This window comes from Micromonospora sp. U56, assembly GCF_018070095.1.
Taxonomy (GTDB): Bacteria; Actinomycetota; Actinomycetes; order Mycobacteriales; family Micromonosporaceae; genus Micromonospora; species Micromonospora purpureochromogenes.
In genome coordinates this window covers 155,895-173,209 of sequence record NZ_JAGPYL010000003.1, presented here as the reverse complement: position 1 = coordinate 173,209, position 17,315 = coordinate 155,895, and the positions used below count along the sequence as shown (strand labels likewise).

The window sequence follows — 17,315 nt, the reverse complement described above, 5'->3', positions numbered from 1 at the left end:
TGGCGAGTAGGGTTCGGGCAACAGTTTCAGAGGAGGCCGATCGTGCAGAGTGTCCGGCGGGTCGCGGTCATCGGCGGCAACCGCATCCCCTTCGCCCGGTCCAACTCCCGCTACGCGAACGCGTCCAACTCGGACATGCTGGGCGCGGCGCTGGACGGGCTGGTGGCCCGGTTCGGCCTGGCCGGGCAGCGGGTCGGCGAGGTGGTCGCCGGCGCGGTGCTCAAGCACGCGAAGGACTTCAACCTGACCCGCGAGGTGGTGCTCGGCTCGAAGCTCGACCCGCACACCCCGGCGTACGACATCCAGCAGGCCTGCGGCACCGGCCTGGAGGCGGCCATCCTGGTCGCCAACAAGATCGCCCTCGGCCAGATCGAGGTGGGCATCGCCGGCGGCGTCGACACCACCTCCGACGCGCCGCTCGCGGTCAACGAGGACATGCGCCGCACGCTGCTCAAGCTCAACTCCGCCCGCACCCTCGGCGAGCGGTTGAAGATCGCCGCCAAGCTGCGGCCGCACCAGCCGTTCAAGCCGGAGATCCCGCGCAACGCCGAGCCGCGTACCGGGCTGTCGATGGGTGAGCACGCCGCGCAGACGGCGGTGCGCTGGCAGATCGACCGGCAGGCGCAGGACGAGTTGGCGCTCCGCTCGCACCAGCGGCTCGCCGCCGCGTACGACAAGGGTTTCTTCGACGACCTGATCACGCCGTACCTGGGGCTGACCCGGGATGCGAACCTCCGCCCGGACACCACCCTGGAGAAGCTGGGCTCGCTCAAGCCGGTCTTCGGCGCCAAGGGCCCGGACGCCGACCAGGCGACCATGACCGCGGGCAACTCCTCCCCGCTCACCGACGGTGCGTCGGCGGTGCTGCTCGCGTCGGAGGAGTGGGCCCGGGAGCACCACCTGCCGGTGCTGGCCTGGTTCTCCTGGTCCGAGGTTGCCGCCGTCGACTTCGTGCACGGCGACGAGGGGCTGCTGATGGCCCCCGCGTACGCGGTGCCCCGGATGCTCGCCCGGGCCGGGCTGACGCTGCAGGACTTCGACTACTACGAGATCCACGAGGCGTTCGCCTCGCAGGTGCTGGCCACCCTCGCCGCCTGGGAGTCGCCGGAGTTCTGCAAGGACCGGCTGGGCCTGGACGCCCCGCTCGGACCCATCGACCGCGACAAGCTCAACGTCAACGGCTCCTCGCTGGCCGCCGGGCACCCGTTCGCCGCCACCGGCGGCCGGATCGTCGCCACCCTGGCGAAGCTGCTCGCCGAGAAGGGGAGCGGCCGGGGGCTGATCTCCATCTGCGCGGCGGGCGGGCAGGGTGTCACCGCGATCCTAGAGCGCTGACCGTTCCGCGTGGCTACCTGCTCGTCCACGGGACGAGCGGGTAGCGGTCCCCCTTTCGGTGGCAAAGGGCACAAAGCCTCACATTCTCGCCCCGCTCTCCCGACGATGAAGGCGTTGACCGTCCTTCACCGGGAGGTTCGTCGTGGACCGCAGACGCTGGCTGCTCGCCCTGCTCTCCGGCGCGGCGCTGATCCTCTTCCCCGGGCCCGCGGATCAGGCCACCGCGCCCGACGTGGTCGCGCGGGCCGGCACCCACCCCGACGACGGCGCACCGGAAGCGGGCGACACCGGCGGCCGGCCCGGCGACCCGCCTGGTCTCCGTCCCGGCGCCGACCAACCGCAGCCGCCGGCCGGGCCGAGCCTCTGCCGTCCCGGCCTGCCGCCGAACGCGCCGCCGACCACCCGGTACCTCGACGACAACCCGCTGCTCGGCCCCGCCCGGTTGCCCACCGCGTCGCCGCTCGGGCCGCTGCTCGCCGGCTACCAGCGCTTCGGCGGGCTGACCGAGAGCCGGTTCCTGGCCCGGTACACCACCGGCACCCCCGCCGGGTACGTCTTCCCGCCGGCCCACGGCTTCGTCGTGAACCTGACCGTGCAGTGGCTGGTCGACCACCGGTTCCTGGTGGAGGAGTCTCTGGCCGGCGGGGTGTGCCTGACCGACAGCGTGCCACGGCGGGGTGGCGCGGGTGGCGGCCTTCCCGTCGTACACGTCTGCTGACCCGGCGGGGGGTCACTGCAGCGGTGCCCGCCGAAGCGGCCGGTGCGGAGCGGGAGGTCGGGAGTGGATCGACACGAGGTGCGCAACGCCCTGCTAACGACGGGACTGTCGCCGGACGCCTTCGAGCTGGAGGGGGTGCACGAGCACGTGCCGGTGCCGCCCGACTTCTGGTTCCTGCGCCGGTCGGCGGGTGGGCGCTGGGAGATCGGCCTGTACGAGCGCGGGACGCGGGACGTGCGGCAGGTCTTCGACACCGAGGAGGAGGCGTGCGCGGGACTGTGGCGGGCGCTCACCGGCCGCCCCGCGCCGTCCTGACCGCCGCCTCCCGACGTTGATCCATTCCATGTCGGCGAGGTGGCGGTGTCGGAGGCCTCCTCAATCCGCCGTATCGCTGACGTCGAGTTGATGCACGTCGGCCGATAGCAGCCAGCCGAGGAAGCGGGCGTACAGGTCTGCGGCAGGGTGGTGGCGCAGGTCGGAGGAGGCGTCCACCAGTTGCAGGCCGAGGTATACGCCGAGGGCCGCGCGGTTCCCCGCGTAGTCGCTGAGCAGCCTTTGTCGCCGGTCCGGGCAGGGCCACGGCCGACTGCAATCGGCGCACTCCCATCCGGGACGGACCGGTACATGGGCCGGAGCGCGGACCGGCCGGACCCGGGCCGCGTCCAGGCGGGCGAGTACCCGGCGCTGACGCGGCCCGGAGGGGTGCCCCAGCTCGACGCCGCGCAGGTGGATCCAGACGCCGTCGCTGTGCCGCTCCCGGCGACCCACCTCCACGATCCGCAGGGCGAGCATGCCCAGCCCGTAGCAGTAGTGCTGCTCGGACAGCTCCACCACATCGCCCACCCGGAAAGGGATCGGCGGACCTGCCGTCACGGTGTCACCCAGGCGTCCGACCCAGCGGCGGGTGTACCCAGTCGGAGCATCCAAACGAAGGTCAGCAGCGGCGCGCGCCGGGGCATCGTCCGCCGCTGCGGCCCGAACCACCCCCGGCAGCCGGCCCGCCGACGCCGCGGCTCTTCAGCGGGAAGCACCGGCCGACCGAGGTCGACCAGGCGGTTAGCCGCCGCGTTCGCCGGCCGGCATGGCCCGGGGACCAGGCAGACCACGCAGAGGTTGGCCTCCCGATCGGGTACGTGGCTGGTCAGGATCTCGCGCGCCGCCTCCGCTTCCGCCTCGTCGCGCTGCCATCGCTGGCTGGTCGTTGATTGGTAGACGCCCATTCCTCACTCCTGTCGGCGAGGGGCGGGCGCACGGCTTAACTCGGGCCGTGTGCCCGCCCCGTCACGGGCCGGCGTTGGTCGTGGGGTGGACCGCGACGCCGGTGTTGGCCGGAAGCCGTTACGGACGGACGCGCCACGCCACCGCCCCGGTACGCGCGAACGCCGCCGGGTGGTAGACAGGAGGGGAGTCGTTCCCCGGGACGCGATCCGCCGTGACTGCTCCCCTCGACTCGTCTCGGACCGGGAGTGGGAGAGGCCGCCAAACCGACCCACCCCGGTCCGTCTCTTTTGTGGAGCACCTTACTGCTACTCGAATAAGGCGACAAGGATGAAGTGTTGCGCCACGCTGTATGGCGAGGTCTACCCTTGCCCGCAGACCACATGAACAGGAGGCAGGGGTGAGCGGTCCCGAGTGGCTCAGCGTGTCGATGCCCTATGTCGTCCCCCGATCTCCGCAGGCCGGGGACGCGTGGGCTGAGGACGCGGCTCAGCAGGGTGGTGTGGGCACGCAACGTCTGCTCGACGTGGCTGAGGTGGTACCTACGGTCGAGGTGGCCGAGGCTCTGCAAATGGAGCCGGGTGCGCCGGTGGTCGTCCGCAGGCGGTTGATGCTGTTGAACGACCAGCCGGTGGAGCTGACCGACTCGTACTACCCCGGGTACATCGCGAGCGGCACTGCTCTCGCTGAGCCTCGCAAGATTCGCGGTGGTGCCATCGGACTGCTGGCCGAGTTGGGCTATCGTCCCGGTCAGGTGCGGGAGGACGTCTACACGCGGGAACCTGATGCGATCGAGCGGGAAGTGCTCAACCTGACGGGGCAGGAGTGGGTGCTCGGCCTGACGCGCCTGCTCAGCACCCGGGAGGGTGTGCCGATCGAGGTCAGCGTGATGACGATGGTGCCGCAGGGTCGGCGTCTGCGGTACGAGTTGACGGTCGACTAGCGGAGCGGGGAGGCGACATGGCCAGCGGAAGCGACCCTCGCCCTCGCCACGAGCAGGTCGCCGCCGACCTCCGCGCCCGCATCATGTCCGGTGAGCTGCCGGCCGGGTCTCAGTTGCCCTCGATTCCGACGTTGGTCACGCGCTATTCCGCCGCGACGGCCACCGTCCAGCGAGCCCTGGCCGCGCTCAAGGCGGAGGGATCGGTCTACAGCGAGGTGGGCAAGGGCGTCTACGTCCGGGACCGGCCACCGCTCGTGGTGGAGGCGTCGTCTTACCTCACGCCCTCTCCCGGCGGATACGCCTACCGTCTCCTCGGCGTCTCAGAGGTCGTTCCGCCGCTTGAGGTGGCGCTGGCACTCCACCTTGCCGAGGGCGAGAAGGTTGTCCTCCGTCACCGTCTGCTGCTCCACGGCGGTGAACCGGTCGAACTGTCCTGGTCGTACTACCCGAGTTCGATAGCCCATGGGACGGAACTGGCGGAGCGCAAGAAGATCATTGGTGGAGCCGCCCGCGTGCTGTCGGATCTCGGTCGTCCACAGCGGAGCCTGCTCGACCGCGTGTCGGCGCGGATGCCTACCGCCGAGGAGGTCGAGGCGTTGGCCCTGCCTCCCTACGTCCCGGTATTGCGTCAGCTTCGGGCGATCCATTCGGACGGAGATCGCCCCGTCGAGGTGTCCGTCCTCATCAAGGGAAGCCATCTGCACGAGCTGCGCTATCAGCTGCCCGTCCTGCCTGACGAGGGCTGACCAGACGTAGCGAGTCGGGCGGAATGGCCAGGGACCCTACCTGGTGCCCGATTGGTGTGCGAGCGGCCGGAATCATGAGCTGCGTCGGCATCTGCCTGGACCCCGACAGGGTGAAGGCGCTTCAAGCCTGACGACCTGCCCGGCGTGGCCAGCGCATCCGCATACGAGAGAATGAGGCACGTGACGACGATCCCGAACGTGCTCGCCAACCGGTACGCCTCACCCGAGCTGGTCGCCCTCTGGTCACCGGAGGAGAAGGTACGGCTGGAACGGCGGCTCTGGCTCGCCGTACTGAAGGCCCAGCGCGACCTCGGCGTGGCCGTGCCGGACGGGGTGGTCGAGGCGTACGAGCGGGTGGTCGATGACGTCGACCTGGCCTCGATCGCCGAGCGGGAGCGGGTCACCCGGCACGACGTGAAGGCCCGGATCGAGGAGTTCAGCGCGCTCGCCGGGCACGAGCACGTGCACAAGGGGATGACCTCCCGGGACCTCACCGAGAACGTCGAGCAGCTCCAGGTGCGCCGCTCGCTGGAGCTGATCCGGGACCGCGTCGTCGCCGCCCTGGCCCGGCTGGCCTGGCTCGCCCACGAGCACTCCGGACTGGTGATGACCGGGCGCTCGCACAACGTCGCCGCGCAGGCCACCACGCTGGGCAAGCGTTTCGCGTCGGCGGCCGAGGAGCTGCTGATCGCGTACGAGCGGCTGGAAGACCTGATCAGCTGGTACCCGTTGCGCGGGATCAAGGGCCCGGTCGGCACCGCCGCCGACCAGCTCGACCTCTTCGACGGCGACGCGGAGAAGGTGGCCGAACTGGAGCGCCGGGTGGCCGGGCACCTCGGGTTCAACCGGGTGCTGGACAGCGTCGGGCAGGTCTACCCGCGCTCGATCGACGTGGCGGTGCTCGCGGCGCTCTCCCAGGTCGCCGCCGCGCCGTCCTCGCTGGCCACCACGATCCGGCTGATGGTCGGCCAGGAGCTGGTCACCGAGGGCTTCAAGCCCGGCCAGGTGGGCTCCAGCGCGATGCCGCACAAGATGAACACCCGCTCGTCGGAGCGGGTGAACGGCTTCGCCGTGATCATCCGGGGCTACCTGTCGATGGTCGGCGAGCTGGCCGGCGACCAGTGGAACGAGGGGGACGTCTCCTGCTCGGTGGTCCGCCGGGTGGCCCTGCCGGACGCGTTCTTCGCCGCCGACGGGCTCTTCCAGACCTTCCTCACCGTGCTGGACGAGTTCGGGGCGTACCCGGCGGTGATCAACCGGGAACTGGAGCGGTTCCTGCCCTTCCTGGCCACCACCAAGATCCTGGTGGCGGCGGTACGCCGGGGCGTCGGCCGCGAGGTCGCCCACGAGGTGATCAAGGAGCACGCGGTCGCCGTGGCGCTCGCCATGCGGGAGAAGGGCGCCGCCGAGAACGACCTCTTCGACCGCCTCGCCGCCGACGGTCGCCTCGGCCTGACCCGCGCCGAGATCGACGCCCTGGTCGCCGACCCCACCACCTTCACCGGCGCCGCCCAGGCCCAGGTCGACGCGGTCACCAAGCGCATCACCGCGGTCGTGACGGCCCATCCCGAGGCCGCCACCTACTCCCCGCCGCCCATCCTCTGACCCTCGGCGGTCGCCTCCGTCTGCGGCGTGTCGCGGTGTCCGGGCCGGACGACACCCCGACACGCCGCAAGCCGAGTGGATCAGGTGGGGCGTCGCCGGCCCGGTCAGGAGTTGCGGGTGGGGGTGTCGGCGGCGGAGGAGAGGTTGGGGGCGCTCGCCGGCTCCGCGATGCCGCCGGGGGCCTCGGTGAAGCCGGGCTCCTGGGCGGTCTCCGCCGCGACCAGCGGCTGGTCGCTCGGCATGACGTCGGGCACCTTGGGTACGACGATCACCGCCGTGCCGTACGCGCAGATCTCCATCCACATCTCGCCGCAGTCGCGGCTGTCGAAGCGCATCCCCACCACGGCGTTCGCGCCGAGCCGGAGGGCCTCCTCGCCGAGCCGGGCCACCGAGTCGGTCCGCCACCGCGTGAGGTTGTCCGGCGCCATCGGGTCGTACGCGCCACCGCGCAGGTTCTTGACCCCCTCGCGGTACGGGTTGCGCGTCCGGGCCATCGATGAGACCACTTCGCCGAGGATCTGGCGGATCTCGTAGCCAGGCAGTTGATCCGTCGTCACGACCAGCACGGTTCCGATGCTGTCAGTCCACGCCCGGGCCGTTCGCGAGCCGTGTTCACCTGATCGGATGCTGCAAAACGAGGCGGCGCGGACGGCGGGCGCTCGGCCGGCCATCCGCGCCGCCACGGCGCTAACCGTCAGACACCGGAAACCGAGGTGATCCAGGCCCGGTTGTACGCGACGCTGCCGTAGTTCTGGATGCTCACGCCGTCGGCGGTGGAGGCCACCCCGACCTGCCGGCCGTTGTAGAACTGCGGGCCGCCGGAGTCACCGCGCCAGGCGTTGCCGCTGATCTCGGTGCTGCGGATCGCCTGCCCGCCGTACGCGTCGGTCACGTTGTTGCTGGTCACCTGGACCGAGGCGGTCTTGAGCTGGCTGGAGGCCGAGCAGCCGCTGTAGCAGGTCATGCCCCAGCCGTAGATCGTGTTGGTGGAGCCGACCGGCGGGTTGCTGCTGGCCAGCGTCACCGCGCTGGTGGTGACCGGGCTGGACAGGCGCATCAGGGCGAGGTCGTAGCGGGTGTAGGTGGCGCTGACCGTACGGGTGACGCCGCCGGAGGAGCGGTAGACGCTGCCCACCCGGACGGACATCGAGCCGCTGATGCAGTGCCGGGCGGTGAGCACCCACTGCGCCGAGATCACGCTGCCGGAGCAGGTGAACGAGCCGTTGCTGAACACCGCCGCGGCCCACGGCGCGGAGGAGACGGTGCTGCCGCCGATGATCGGCTCGGGGCCGGCCGGGGCGGCGGTGGCGCCGGAGGCGGTGGCGAGGACGCCGGCGAGCGCGGTGGTCAGCACCGCGAGCAGGGGGCGGAGGCGCATGGGGGAACTCCTTGGTCGGGGGGCCCGGGGTCGCCGGGGAGGCGGCCTCGGCGGGTGGGGGTGACCCGCCGGGGACGTCGAAAGCATCGACATCTGCCGATGTAGGCTAGAGCCCGCGAGTCCCGTTCACAAGAGTTAATCGAGATTAACGGATGTGACGCCGCGGCCTCGGGGCCTGCTCGTCCGTGTTTGTCGGGAACCGGTCAGCCCTGGCGAACTCTTCCCGGGATTTGCCTGGTCAGCGGGGTGGCGACGGCGGTCCGTCGACGCAGCAGGCAACGAAACCGCATCGGCCCGGCAACGAACACGCATCGGCCCTCCGTCGGGGCGCGTCGTTATGTCGATCACTGCCTGAACTGCCCCCGGCCGGTGCGTCCGGACCGGAATCTGCCAGGTACGCTGGCTGCGCTCGCCCGTAGTGGGCCGGCACCCAACTGCGTACACAGTCAGGAGTGCCCAGTGCCTCGCGTCGTCGTCGACGTCATGCTCAAGCCCGAGATCCTCGATCCTCAGGGCCAGGCCGTCGCAAACGCGCTGCCGCGGCTCGGCGTCAGTGACGTCGCCTCTGTCCGGATCGGCAGGCGGATCGAGATCGAGTTTACTGGCGAACCGGACCTGGACCGGGCCCGCGAGATCGCCGACAAGCTGCTCGCCAACCCCGTCATCGAGGACTTCACCGTCCGAGTGGTCGAGGCGGACGAGACCGTGGACGCACACTCGTGACCGCCCGCGTCGGTGTGGTGACCTTCCCCGGTTCGCTGGACGACGGGGACGCGGCCCGGGCCGTACGGATCGCCGGGGCCGAGCCGGTCCGGCTCTGGCACGGTGACGCGGAGCTGCACGGGGTGGACGCCGTCGTCCTCCCGGGTGGTTTCTCTTACGGCGACTACCTGCGCTGCGGCGCCATCGCCCGGTTCGCCCCGGTGATGGACCGGATCGTGGACGCGGCCCGGGGCGGCCTGCCGGTGCTCGGTATCTGCAACGGCTTCCAGATCCTCTGCGAGGCCCACCTGCTGCCCGGCGCGCTCACCCGCAACCAGCACCTGCACTTCCGCAACCGGGACCAGATCCTGCGCGTCGAGTCGACCGGCACCGCCTGGACGAACGCCTTCCAGGCCGGTCAGGAGATCCTGATCCCGGTCAAGAACGGCGAGGGCTGCTACGTCGCGGACACCGCGACCCTGGACGAGCTGGAGGGCGAGGGGCGCGTCGTCGCCCGCTACGTCGGTGGCAACCCCAACGGGTCGCTGCGCGACATCGCCGCGATCACCAACCCCGCCGGCAACGTGGTCGGCATCATGCCGCACCCCGAGCACGCGGTGGAGGCGCTCACCGGCCCCTCCCTGGACGGTCTCGGCTTCTTCACCTCGGTGCTCAAGCACCTGGTGGGGGCGCCGGCGTGACCGTGCGCGGCGGGATCATCGGTCGGCTCCCCCGCCCGACGGGCGGCCACGAGCGCAGCGAGGAGACGTCATGACCACCCATCCGGACCCGGTCGTACGGGAGACACCGGGCACCTTCCCGGCCGCCCCGACTGAGCCGCGCGCGGCAACCGTGGTGCCGCAGGGCGGCCCGGCCGACGCGGGCCGGCACGCCGGCTCGGCGCCGGCCGCCGACTGGACCGCCGGTGTGGACACCGTGTCGCAGGCCGCCGGCACTCCCGAGGAGCTCCAGCCGTACGCCGAGCTGGGCCTGCGGGACGACGAGTACGACCGGATCCGGGACATCCTCGGCCGCCGCCCCACCCAGTCCGAGCTGGCCATGTACTCGATCATGTGGAGCGAGCACTGCTCCTACAAGTCGAGCAAGGTGCACCTGCGCCAGTTCGGCGAGAAGGCCCCGCCGAGCGACCGGCTGCTCGCCGGCATCGGTGAGAACGCCGGCGTCGTGCGGATCTCCGACGAGCTGGCGGTGACCTTCAAGGTCGAGTCGCACAACCACCCGAGCTTCGTCGAGCCGTACCAGGGCGCGGCGACCGGCGTCGGCGGCATCGTCCGGGACATCCTCGCCATGGGCGCCCGCCCGGTCGCCGTGATGGACCCGCTGCGCTTCGGCGCGGCCGACCACCCGGACACCGCCCGGGTGCTGCCCGGCGTGGTGGCCGGCGTCGGCGGCTACGGCAACTGCCTCGGCCTGCCCAACATCGGCGGCGAGCTGGTCTTCGACCCCTGCTACCAGGGCAACCCGCTGCTCAACGCGCTCTGCCTCGGCGTGCTGCCGGTCGACCGGCTGCAGAAGAAGGACGCCACCGGCCCGGGCAACATCGTGGTGCTGCTCGGCGCCAAGACCGGCCGGGACGGCATCGGCGGCGTGTCGGTGCTGGCCAGCGCCACCTTCGACGAGGGCAGCGAGCAGCGCCGCCCGTCCGTGCAGGTGGGTGACCCGTTCACCGAGAAGCTGCTGATCGAGGCCTGCCTGGAGCTGTACGACGCCGAGCTGGTCGTCGGCATCCAGGACCTGGGCGGCGCCGGCCTGACCTGCGCGCTCACCGAGACCGCCGCCTCCGCCGGCACCGGCATGCGGGTGTGGCTGGAGCGGGTGCCGCTGCGCGAGCCCTCGATGGAGCCGCACGAGATCCTGGCCAGCGAGTCCCAGGAGCGGATGCTGCTGGTCGTCGCCCCGGAGAAGCTGGAGGCGGTGCTCAAGACCGCCGACAAGTGGGGCGTGCTGGCCACCGCGATCGGCGAGGTCACCGCGCCGTCCCCGGACGGGCAGCCGGGCCGGCTGCTGGTCACCTGGAACGATCACGTGGTGGTCGACGTGCCGCCGGGTTCGCTGGTGGACGACGGCCCGGTCTACGCCCGCCCGATGCGCGAGCCGGCCGACCTGATCCTGCTCCAGGCCGACCGGGCCGAGACGCTGCCCCGGCCGAGCACGCCGGAGGCGCTGCGGGAGACCCTGCTCCGCATGATCGCGTCGCCGAACCTGGCCGACAAGACCTGGGTCACCGAGCAGTACGACCGGTACGTGCTGGGCAACACCGTGCTCGCCCAGCCGGAGGACTCCGGCGTGATCCGGATCGACGAGCGCACCGGCCTCGGGGTGGCCCTGTCGGTGGACGGCAACGGCCGGTACGCCCGCCTCGACCCGTACAACGGGACGAAGCTGGCGCTGGCCGAGGCGTACCGGAACGTGGCGGTGACCGGCGCGAAGCCGATCGCCGTGACCAACTGCCTCAACTTCGGCTCGCCGGAGGACCCGGGCGTGATGTGGCAGTTCGCCGAGGCCGTGCGCGGCCTGGCGGACGGCTGCCTCGAGCTGGGCATCCCGGTGACCGGCGGCAACGTCAGCTTCTACAACCAGACCGGCGCCGCCGCGATCCACCCGACCCCGGTGGTCGGCGTGCTCGGCGTGCTGGACAACGTCGCCGACCGGGTGCCGATGGGCTTCGCCCCGCGGGCCGGTGGCGACCACGACCAGCTCTTCCTGCTCGGTGACACGCACGTCGAGCTCTCCGGCTCGGAGTGGGCCTGGGTGACCCACGAGCACCTGGGCGGCATGCCGCCGCAGGTCGACCTGGCCCGCGAGCGGGTGCTGGCCGAGCTGATGGCCGAGGCGGCCCGGGTGGGTCACCTCAGCTCCGCGCACGACCTCTCCGACGGTGGTCTCGCCCAGAGCCTGGTCGAGTCCTGCCTGCGGCGCGGGGTCGGCGCCCGGATCGCCGTGCCGGAGCGGTTCGCCGACGGTTCGCTGCCGTTCGTCTTCCTGTTCAGCGAGTCGGCCGGCCGGGTGCTGGTCTCGGTGCCGCGCGGTCGCGAGAAGGCGTTCACCGCCCTCTGCGGTGAGCGCGGTGTGCCGTGGGAGCTGATCGGCGTGACCGACCCGGCGGGCGGCGCCCTCGAGGTGCACGGCCAGTTCCGGATCGGCCTCGACGAGCTGCGCGAGGTGCACACCGCCACCCTGCCGCGGCTCTTCGGCGGCGCCGAGGCAGCCCAGGTCGAGGTCGAGGCGACCCGGACCGGCACCACCACCGTCGCGCCGGCCACCGCCGTGCAGGCGGTGGACGTGCCGACCGCCGCCGACGCGGAGGCCGAGCGGGCCGAGGCCGACGAGGACGCGCGGCCGGAGCCGGCCGCCGCCGACGAGTCGCCCCGGTCCGAGACCGGCGTCGCCGAAGGCACCGTCGCCGAGCCCACCGCCGTCGAGGCGGCGGAGCGGGAGCGTCCGACCACGGAGGTCACCGCAGATGCGACGGCTCCCGACGCTCCGGCGGCCCCGTCCGACGAGGGTGACGACGAGCGGTCCTCCGCGCCCGATAAGCGCTGAGGCGTTGGCCGGGGCCATCTACGCCCAACCCGGTGCCGGCGCCCGGTTCGACTGGGGGCTGACCGGGGCTGCCGAACTCGGCCGGGTCTGCGCCGTGCTGGTGGTGGTGGACGTGCTCTCGTTCACCACCGCCGTCGAGGTGGCGGTCGGCCGGGGCATGCGGGTGCACCCGTTCCCCTGGAATGAGCAGGCGGCGGACTTCGCGCGGCGGGTCGGCGCGGTCGCCGCGGTCGGCCGCCGGCAGGCCACCCCGGAGCACCCGTGGTCGCTCTCGCCGGCGGCCTTGAGCACGGCGCCGGTCGTCACCGACCTGGTGCTGCCGTCGCCGAACGGCTCCGCCATCAGCGCCGCCGCCAGCGCCACCGGCCTGCCGGTGGTCGCGGCGTGCCTGCGCAACGCCCGCGCCGTTGGGCGTTGGCTGCGCCGCCAGGGGTACGGCTCGACCGACGCCCCGGTGGGCGTGGTGGCCGCCGGTGAACGCTGGCCGGACGGCTCGCTGCGCCCCTGCGTGGAGGACCAGCTGGGCGCGGCGAGCGTGCTGGACGCTCTCTCCGGCGTACCGGGTGGGCTCTCGGTGGAGGCGGCGATGGCGCTCGCCGCGCTGGCCAGCACCCCTGACGTTCCGGCGGCCGTGCGCGGCTGCGTCTCCGGCCGGGAGCTGATCGAGGGCGGCTTCGCCGGCGACGTGGAGGTCGCCGTGCGGGTCGGCGTCTCCGAGGTGGTGCCGCTGCTGCGTCAGGGCGTCTTCTCCGCCGCCTGACCAGGCAATGCGAAAGGGCCGCCCGGTGCTCCGGGCGGCCCTTTACACGTCGGTTCCTGGGGTCAGTCGTCCAGCCAGTCGAGGCGACGACCGCCACGGTCCTGCTGTGGCGCCGCGTCCGGCCGCCCCCGACCCGCCTGGGCCTGGTCGCCGTAGTAGCCGCCGCCCTGCTGCGGGTCGTAGCCCCGGTCGTCGTACCCGCCGGTGCGCTGCTGCGGCGGCTCCTGGTCGTAGCCGCCCTGCTGGCCGTAGCCACCCTGGCCGGCGCCGTAGCCGCCGGCCGGCTGCTCGTAGCCGCCGCCCTGCTGGTCGTACCCGCCCTGGCCGGCGCCGTAGCCGCCGCCCTGCTGGTCGTAGCCGCCCTGCGCTGCGCCGTAGCCGTTGTCGTAGCCCGGCTGCTGGCCGCCGGCGTCGTAGCCGCCGCCCGGCCCGCCGTAGCCGTTGCCGCCGCCGTAGCCGCCGGCCGGTTCCTGGCCCCGGCCGTACGGCGCCGGGTCCGGCTGGCCGTAGCCGTTGCTCTGGTCGGGCTGGTAGGTGCTGGTCGGGTAGGGGTCGGCCGCCGGGGCGTACGCGCCGGTGCTCTCCCCGGTGTACCGGCCGGTGGGCTCGTCGTAGCGCTCGCCGTAGCCGCCAGCCTGCTCCTGGCCGGCGTAGCCGGGGCCGCCGGCCGGAGCGCCGTAGTCCCGGCTGCCGTAGCCGCCGCCGGAGGCGGGAGCGTTGCCGTAGCCGCCGGCCGCCGCGCCGGCCGCGCCGTAACCGGCGTCGGCGGACGGGGCGCCGCCGTAGCCGCCACCTGAGGCGGGAGCGTTGCCGTAGCCGCCGCCGGAGGCGGGAGCGTTGCCGTAGCCGCCCTGCTGGCCGTAGCCGCCCTGGGCGGGCTCGTCGCCGTAGCCGCTGCCGGCCCAGCCGCCCGCCGCGGCACCCGCGGCGCCGTACGGCTGCGGCGGAGCCCCGTACGGGTCCGGCGGGACGTCGTCCACGACCGGACGGTGCATCATGGTCGGCGCGTCGCTGAGCGAGGTGCCGCCGACCATGGTCGGGTCCGGCCCGGCCGCCCCGACCCGGTTGACCACGCGGGTCTGGTCGTCGGCCCCCCGGAACGCGCCCCGCGCGCCGGGAACCGCGCCTGCGGCGGCGCCGGCCGGGGCGTCGTCGTCCTCCTCGTCGGCGTTCTTGCGCCGCATCCAGAGCAGCACGATCGTGCCGACGCCGGCCGCGACGAGCAGGCCGCCGAGCAGGATGATGATGAACGAGGTGGCGCCGCCGCCGTCGGACGCGGCCTGGGACTGCCCGGGAGCGGCCGCCTCGGCGCTCTCCTCGGCATCCTCGTCGGTTGCCTCGTCGGTGGGCAGTGGCTCCTCGGTCGCCGACGGCGTGGCGCTCGGGGAGACCTCGACCTTGATCGCCAGGGCGATCCGCTGGCTGGTCAGGCTCTGCCCGGCGCTCGCGTTGACCGTCCTGGTCGCGACGATGTTGTCCTTGCTCGCGCCGAGGTCGATCCGGCCCGGGCTGATCGGCTGCGAGCTGGAGCCGCTGAAGCGGTAGTTGCCGCTGCCGTCGCTGGTGGTCTGGTACTGGTGGCCCTGCGAGTCGCGCAGCATCACCACGGCGTTGGGCACCGCGTCGCTGTTGGCGGCCACCACCACCTTGCCGGAGACCAACTTGACCGTCTGGTTCTGCGGCGGGGTGGTCGGCGGCGCAGCCTTGGCGTTCACGGTGACGCTGAGCGGCTTGGAGTCGGAGCCCCCGTCGCCCTCGACGCGCACGGTCGCCCGGGTCCCGTTGGCTGCCGGCGCGTCGTCACTGGCCGACAGGGTCAAGGTCACCCGCTGCGGCCCGGGAATCAGGCCGAAGTCGACCTCCCCGCAGCCGCCGCAGGACACGCCTTGCGGAAGACCGGTGACGCTGACGTTCGCCGTCTTCTCGCCGTCGTCCGGATTGACCTGGACGCTGATGCGGCTGCTGCGGCCGGCGTCGATGGTGACCGAGCCGTCGGACGAAGTGATCTTGGCCGCGAGGGCCGGTGTGGCGGGGACGGTGAGCAGGGCGCCGGCAACCAGCGCTACGACCACACCGGCCCGCTGCTTCCAGGCACGTCGGTGTGTTGACACGTCCACCGCCTTCCGGACTGACTTCCCGGGCCGGGTGGGCCCGGAATCATCACGGTACGAATACGCCGTCGGCAACTATGCCTTGTCTGACCGGATCAGCGCGACCCAGGGCCAGCGTCGCGGACGCCGCCGCCGAGTCGTATCGTCCCGTCGTGTCCTCTCCGCACATTAAGTCCGCCGCGGTCGCGGCGGCGTTGTCGGCGCTCGACGAGGGGCGTACGCCCGAACGGCCGGTGTACCGAGAGGCGGTCCGTGCCTTGTTGACCGCCCTCGCGGAGCGCGCCCCCGGCCGATCGGTGGAGGTGCGTGTCCCACCTTACGGTGCAGTTCAGTGCCTTCCGGGCCCCCGACACACCCGGGGCACCCCGCCGAACGTGGTCGAGATGGATCCGGCGACCTGGTTGGCGCTGGCGACCGGACGGCTCTCGTGGGCCGAAGCCGTCACCGAGGGTCGCGTACAGGTGAGTGGGAACCGGGCGGACCTCTCCGCGCATCTACCCCTCTAGCAGCGACTCCACGGCCGTCACGGTGACGCGGTGGAGCTAAATCGTGACTATCTGTATCGACTGCCATTCGCGTACACTGTCAGGCGACGACAGTGGTCCCGGCCGAGGAACGCGGATCAGCACCTCTGATTCCGCCAGGCCAGTTCCAGACCAGCATGAGGGAGCGGCAGGGTGCCCCGAGGCGACGGCCGGCTGAGCCACGACCTTGATCCCCAACGACCCGGCCCGCAGGACGCCTGTGGCGTCTTCGGTGTCTGGGCCCCCGGCGAAGAGGTCGCCAACCTGACCTACTTCGGCCTCTACGCCCTCCAGCACCGGGGTCAGGAGGCCGCCGGCATCGCGGTGAGCGACGGTTCCGGTGTCGTGGTCTACAAGGATCTCGGTCTGGTGGCCCAGGTCTTCGACGAGCCGACGCTGGCGAGCCTGCGCGGCCATGTCGCGATCGGGCACGCCCGTTACTCCACCACCGGCGGCTCGACCTGGGAGAACGCCCAGCCGACCATCCGGTCCACCACCTCCGGCATCACCATCGCGCTGGCCCACAACGGCAACCTGGTCAACACCGCCGAGCTGCAGAAGGAGGTCGCCGAGCGGGGTCTGGTCGCCGACGGCGCCACCAACGACACCTCGCTGGTGACCATGCTGCTGGCCAGCCGCCCCGACCTGTCCGTGGAGGCCGCCGCGCTGGAGGTGCTGCCGCAGCTGCGGGGCGCGTTCAGCTTCGTCTTCATGGACGAGTCGACGCTCTACGCGGCCCGGGACCCGCACGGCGTACGCCCGCTGGTGCTCGGCCGGCTGGAGCGCGGCTGGGTGGTGGCCAGCGAGACGGCCGCGCTGGACATCGTCGGCGCCAGCGTGGTCCGCGAGGTCGAGCCGGGTGAGCTGATCGCCATCGACGCCGACGGGCTGCGGTCGGCCCGGTTCGCCGCGCCGGAGCCCAAGGGCTGCCTCTTCGAGTACGTCTACATCGCCCGCCCGGACGCGACCATCGCCGGGCGCAACGTGCACTCCGCCCGGGTGCAGATCGGTCGTCAGCTCGCCAAGGAGCACCCGGTCGAGGCCGACCTGGTGATCCCGGTGCCGGAGTCCGGCACCCCGGCCGCGATCGGGTACGCCGAGGAGTCCGGCATCACCTACGGCGCCGGCCTGATGAAGAACCCGTACGTCGGGCGCACCTTCATCCAGCCGTCGCAGACCCTGCGCCAGCTCGGCATCCGGCTCAAGCTCAACCCGCTGCGGGAGAACGTGCGCGGCAGGCGGCTGGTGGTGGTCGACGACTCGATCGTGCGCGGCAACACCCAGCGGGCCATCGTGCGGATGCTGCGCGAGGCGGGCGCGCTGGAGGTGCACGTGCGGATCTCCTCCCCGCCGGTCAACTGGCCGTGCTTCTACGGCATCGACTTCGCCACCCGCGCCGAACTGCTGGCCAACGGGCTGGACAACGAGGGCATCCGCCGGTCGATCGGCGCCGACACCCTCGGGTACGTCTCACTCCCGGGTCTCATCGCCGCGACCGAGCAGCCCAAGACCCGGCTCTGCCGCGCCTGCTTCGACGGGGAGTACCCGATCGAGCTGCCGGCCGGGAACCTGATCGGCAAGCACGTGCTCGAAGGAGTGGGGCGGCGGGTCACGAACCAGCCCTCCGCCGACCTCGGGCACACCGCCCCACCGCTCGTCGCCACTCCCGGCGGCGCGACCGTCCACCCGTAGCACCACCGGCGCCGCCCGG

Annotated in this window: 16 protein-coding genes; 12 read left to right on the top strand and 4 right to left on the bottom strand. The window is 72.4% G+C overall.

The window, feature by feature from the left end:
• The first annotated feature begins 42 nt into the window (after positions 1–42).
• From KBX37_RS03110 to KBX37_RS03100, 3 genes are all read left to right on the top strand, one after another.
• Positions 43–1,335, top strand: coding sequence for an acetyl-CoA C-acetyltransferase (locus KBX37_RS03110; protein ID WP_210774400.1), 1,293 nt, complete (start codon positions 43–45; stop codon positions 1,333–1,335).
• A 142-nt stretch (positions 1,336–1,477) separates the two neighbouring features.
• Positions 1,478–2,053 (top strand): hypothetical protein, encoded by a 576-nt coding sequence (locus tag KBX37_RS03105; RefSeq protein ID WP_210774399.1) that lies wholly within the window; start codon positions 1,478–1,480, stop codon positions 2,051–2,053.
• A 63-nt stretch (positions 2,054–2,116) separates the two neighbouring features.
• Positions 2,117–2,368 (top strand): hypothetical protein, encoded by a 252-nt coding sequence (locus KBX37_RS03100; RefSeq protein ID WP_210774397.1) that lies wholly within the window; start codon positions 2,117–2,119, stop codon positions 2,366–2,368.
• A 60-nt stretch (positions 2,369–2,428) separates the two neighbouring features.
• Here KBX37_RS03100 and KBX37_RS03095 read toward each other — a convergent pair whose 3' ends face one another.
• The gene (locus KBX37_RS03095; RefSeq protein WP_307848922.1) at positions 2,429–2,896 is read right to left on the bottom strand and encodes a hypothetical protein; all 468 of its coding nucleotides are present in this window, start codon (positions 2,894–2,896) and stop codon (positions 2,429–2,431) included.
• Positions 2,897–3,671: 775 nt separating this feature from the next.
• On the opposite strand from KBX37_RS03095, the gene KBX37_RS03090 reads away from it, so the two are divergent.
• From KBX37_RS03090 to purB, 3 genes are all read left to right on the top strand, one after another.
• Positions 3,672–4,214 (top strand): GntR family transcriptional regulator, encoded by a 543-nt coding sequence (locus KBX37_RS03090; protein ID WP_210774392.1) that lies wholly within the window; start codon positions 3,672–3,674, stop codon positions 4,212–4,214.
• Positions 4,215–4,231: 17 nt separating this feature from the next.
• Complete coding sequence (locus KBX37_RS03085; RefSeq protein ID WP_210774390.1) at positions 4,232–4,960, top strand: GntR family transcriptional regulator; 729 nt, start codon at positions 4,232–4,234, stop codon at positions 4,958–4,960.
• Between the two features lie 180 nt (positions 4,961–5,140).
• Positions 5,141–6,565 (top strand): adenylosuccinate lyase, encoded by a 1,425-nt coding sequence (gene purB / locus KBX37_RS03080; protein ID WP_210774388.1) that lies wholly within the window; start codon positions 5,141–5,143, stop codon positions 6,563–6,565.
• 104 nt (positions 6,566–6,669) lie between these two features.
• Here the strand turns inward: purB and KBX37_RS03075 are convergent, their stop codons facing one another.
• Both KBX37_RS03075 and KBX37_RS03070 read right to left on the bottom strand, forming a co-directional pair.
• Positions 6,670–7,236, bottom strand: coding sequence for a YbjQ family protein (locus tag KBX37_RS03075; RefSeq protein ID WP_210774422.1), 567 nt, complete (start codon positions 7,234–7,236; stop codon positions 6,670–6,672).
• 23 nt (positions 7,237–7,259) lie between these two features.
• Positions 7,260–7,943 (bottom strand): DUF1986 domain-containing protein, encoded by a 684-nt coding sequence (locus KBX37_RS03070; RefSeq protein ID WP_210774385.1) that lies wholly within the window; start codon positions 7,941–7,943, stop codon positions 7,260–7,262.
• A gap of 459 nt (positions 7,944–8,402) precedes the next feature.
• Between KBX37_RS03070 and purS the strand changes: the two genes are divergently transcribed.
• The 4 genes from purS (at position 8,403) to KBX37_RS03050 (ending at position 12,969) form a co-directional block, all read left to right on the top strand.
• On the top strand, positions 8,403–8,666 hold the full coding sequence (purS, locus tag KBX37_RS03065; protein WP_210774383.1) for a phosphoribosylformylglycinamidine synthase subunit PurS: 264 nt from the start codon (positions 8,403–8,405) through the stop codon (positions 8,664–8,666).
• Positions 8,663–9,346 carry a phosphoribosylformylglycinamidine synthase subunit PurQ gene (purQ, locus tag KBX37_RS03060; RefSeq protein ID WP_210774379.1) on the top strand — a complete coding sequence of 228 codons (684 nt, stop codon included), beginning with the start codon at positions 8,663–8,665 and terminating at the stop codon, positions 9,344–9,346. The genes purS and purQ overlap by 4 nt, the downstream gene beginning before the upstream one ends.
• A gap of 70 nt (positions 9,347–9,416) precedes the next feature.
• Positions 9,417–12,209, top strand: coding sequence for a phosphoribosylformylglycinamidine synthase subunit PurL (purL, locus tag KBX37_RS03055; RefSeq protein ID WP_210774378.1), 2,793 nt, complete (start codon positions 9,417–9,419; stop codon positions 12,207–12,209).
• 4 nt (positions 12,210–12,213) lie between these two features.
• The gene (locus KBX37_RS03050; protein WP_210774377.1) at positions 12,214–12,969 is read left to right on the top strand and encodes a 2-phosphosulfolactate phosphatase; all 756 of its coding nucleotides are present in this window, start codon (positions 12,214–12,216) and stop codon (positions 12,967–12,969) included.
• 62 nt (positions 12,970–13,031) lie between these two features.
• Here KBX37_RS03050 and KBX37_RS03045 read toward each other — a convergent pair whose 3' ends face one another.
• Entirely contained in the window at positions 13,032–15,080 is a 2,049-nt protein-coding gene (locus KBX37_RS03045) for a carboxypeptidase-like regulatory domain-containing protein (protein WP_210774376.1), read from the bottom strand.
• A gap of 152 nt (positions 15,081–15,232) precedes the next feature.
• Between KBX37_RS03045 and KBX37_RS03040 the strand changes: the two genes are divergently transcribed.
• Positions 15,233–15,586, top strand: coding sequence for a sterol carrier family protein (locus KBX37_RS03040; protein ID WP_210774374.1), 354 nt, complete (start codon positions 15,233–15,235; stop codon positions 15,584–15,586).
• A gap of 171 nt (positions 15,587–15,757) precedes the next feature.
• Positions 15,758–17,296, top strand: coding sequence for an amidophosphoribosyltransferase (gene purF / locus KBX37_RS03035; RefSeq protein ID WP_210774372.1), 1,539 nt, complete (start codon positions 15,758–15,760; stop codon positions 17,294–17,296).
• Positions 17,297–17,315: the final 19 nt, after the last annotated feature.

Bases quoted from the DNA above. Each gene is read 5' to 3' on its own strand.
- KBX37_RS03085 (WP_210774390.1), top strand. From the start codon at position 4,232: ATGGCCAGCGGAAGCGACCCTCGCCCTCGCCACGAGCAGGTCGCCGCC.
- KBX37_RS03075 (WP_210774422.1), bottom strand. From the start codon at position 7,236: ATGGCCGGCCGAGCGCCCGCCGTCCGCGCCGCCTCGTTTTGCAGCATC.
- KBX37_RS03070 (WP_210774385.1), bottom strand. From the start codon at position 7,943: ATGCGCCTCCGCCCCCTGCTCGCGGTGCTGACCACCGCGCTCGCCGGC.
- purL (WP_210774378.1), top strand. From the start codon at position 9,417: ATGACCACCCATCCGGACCCGGTCGTACGGGAGACACCGGGCACCTTC.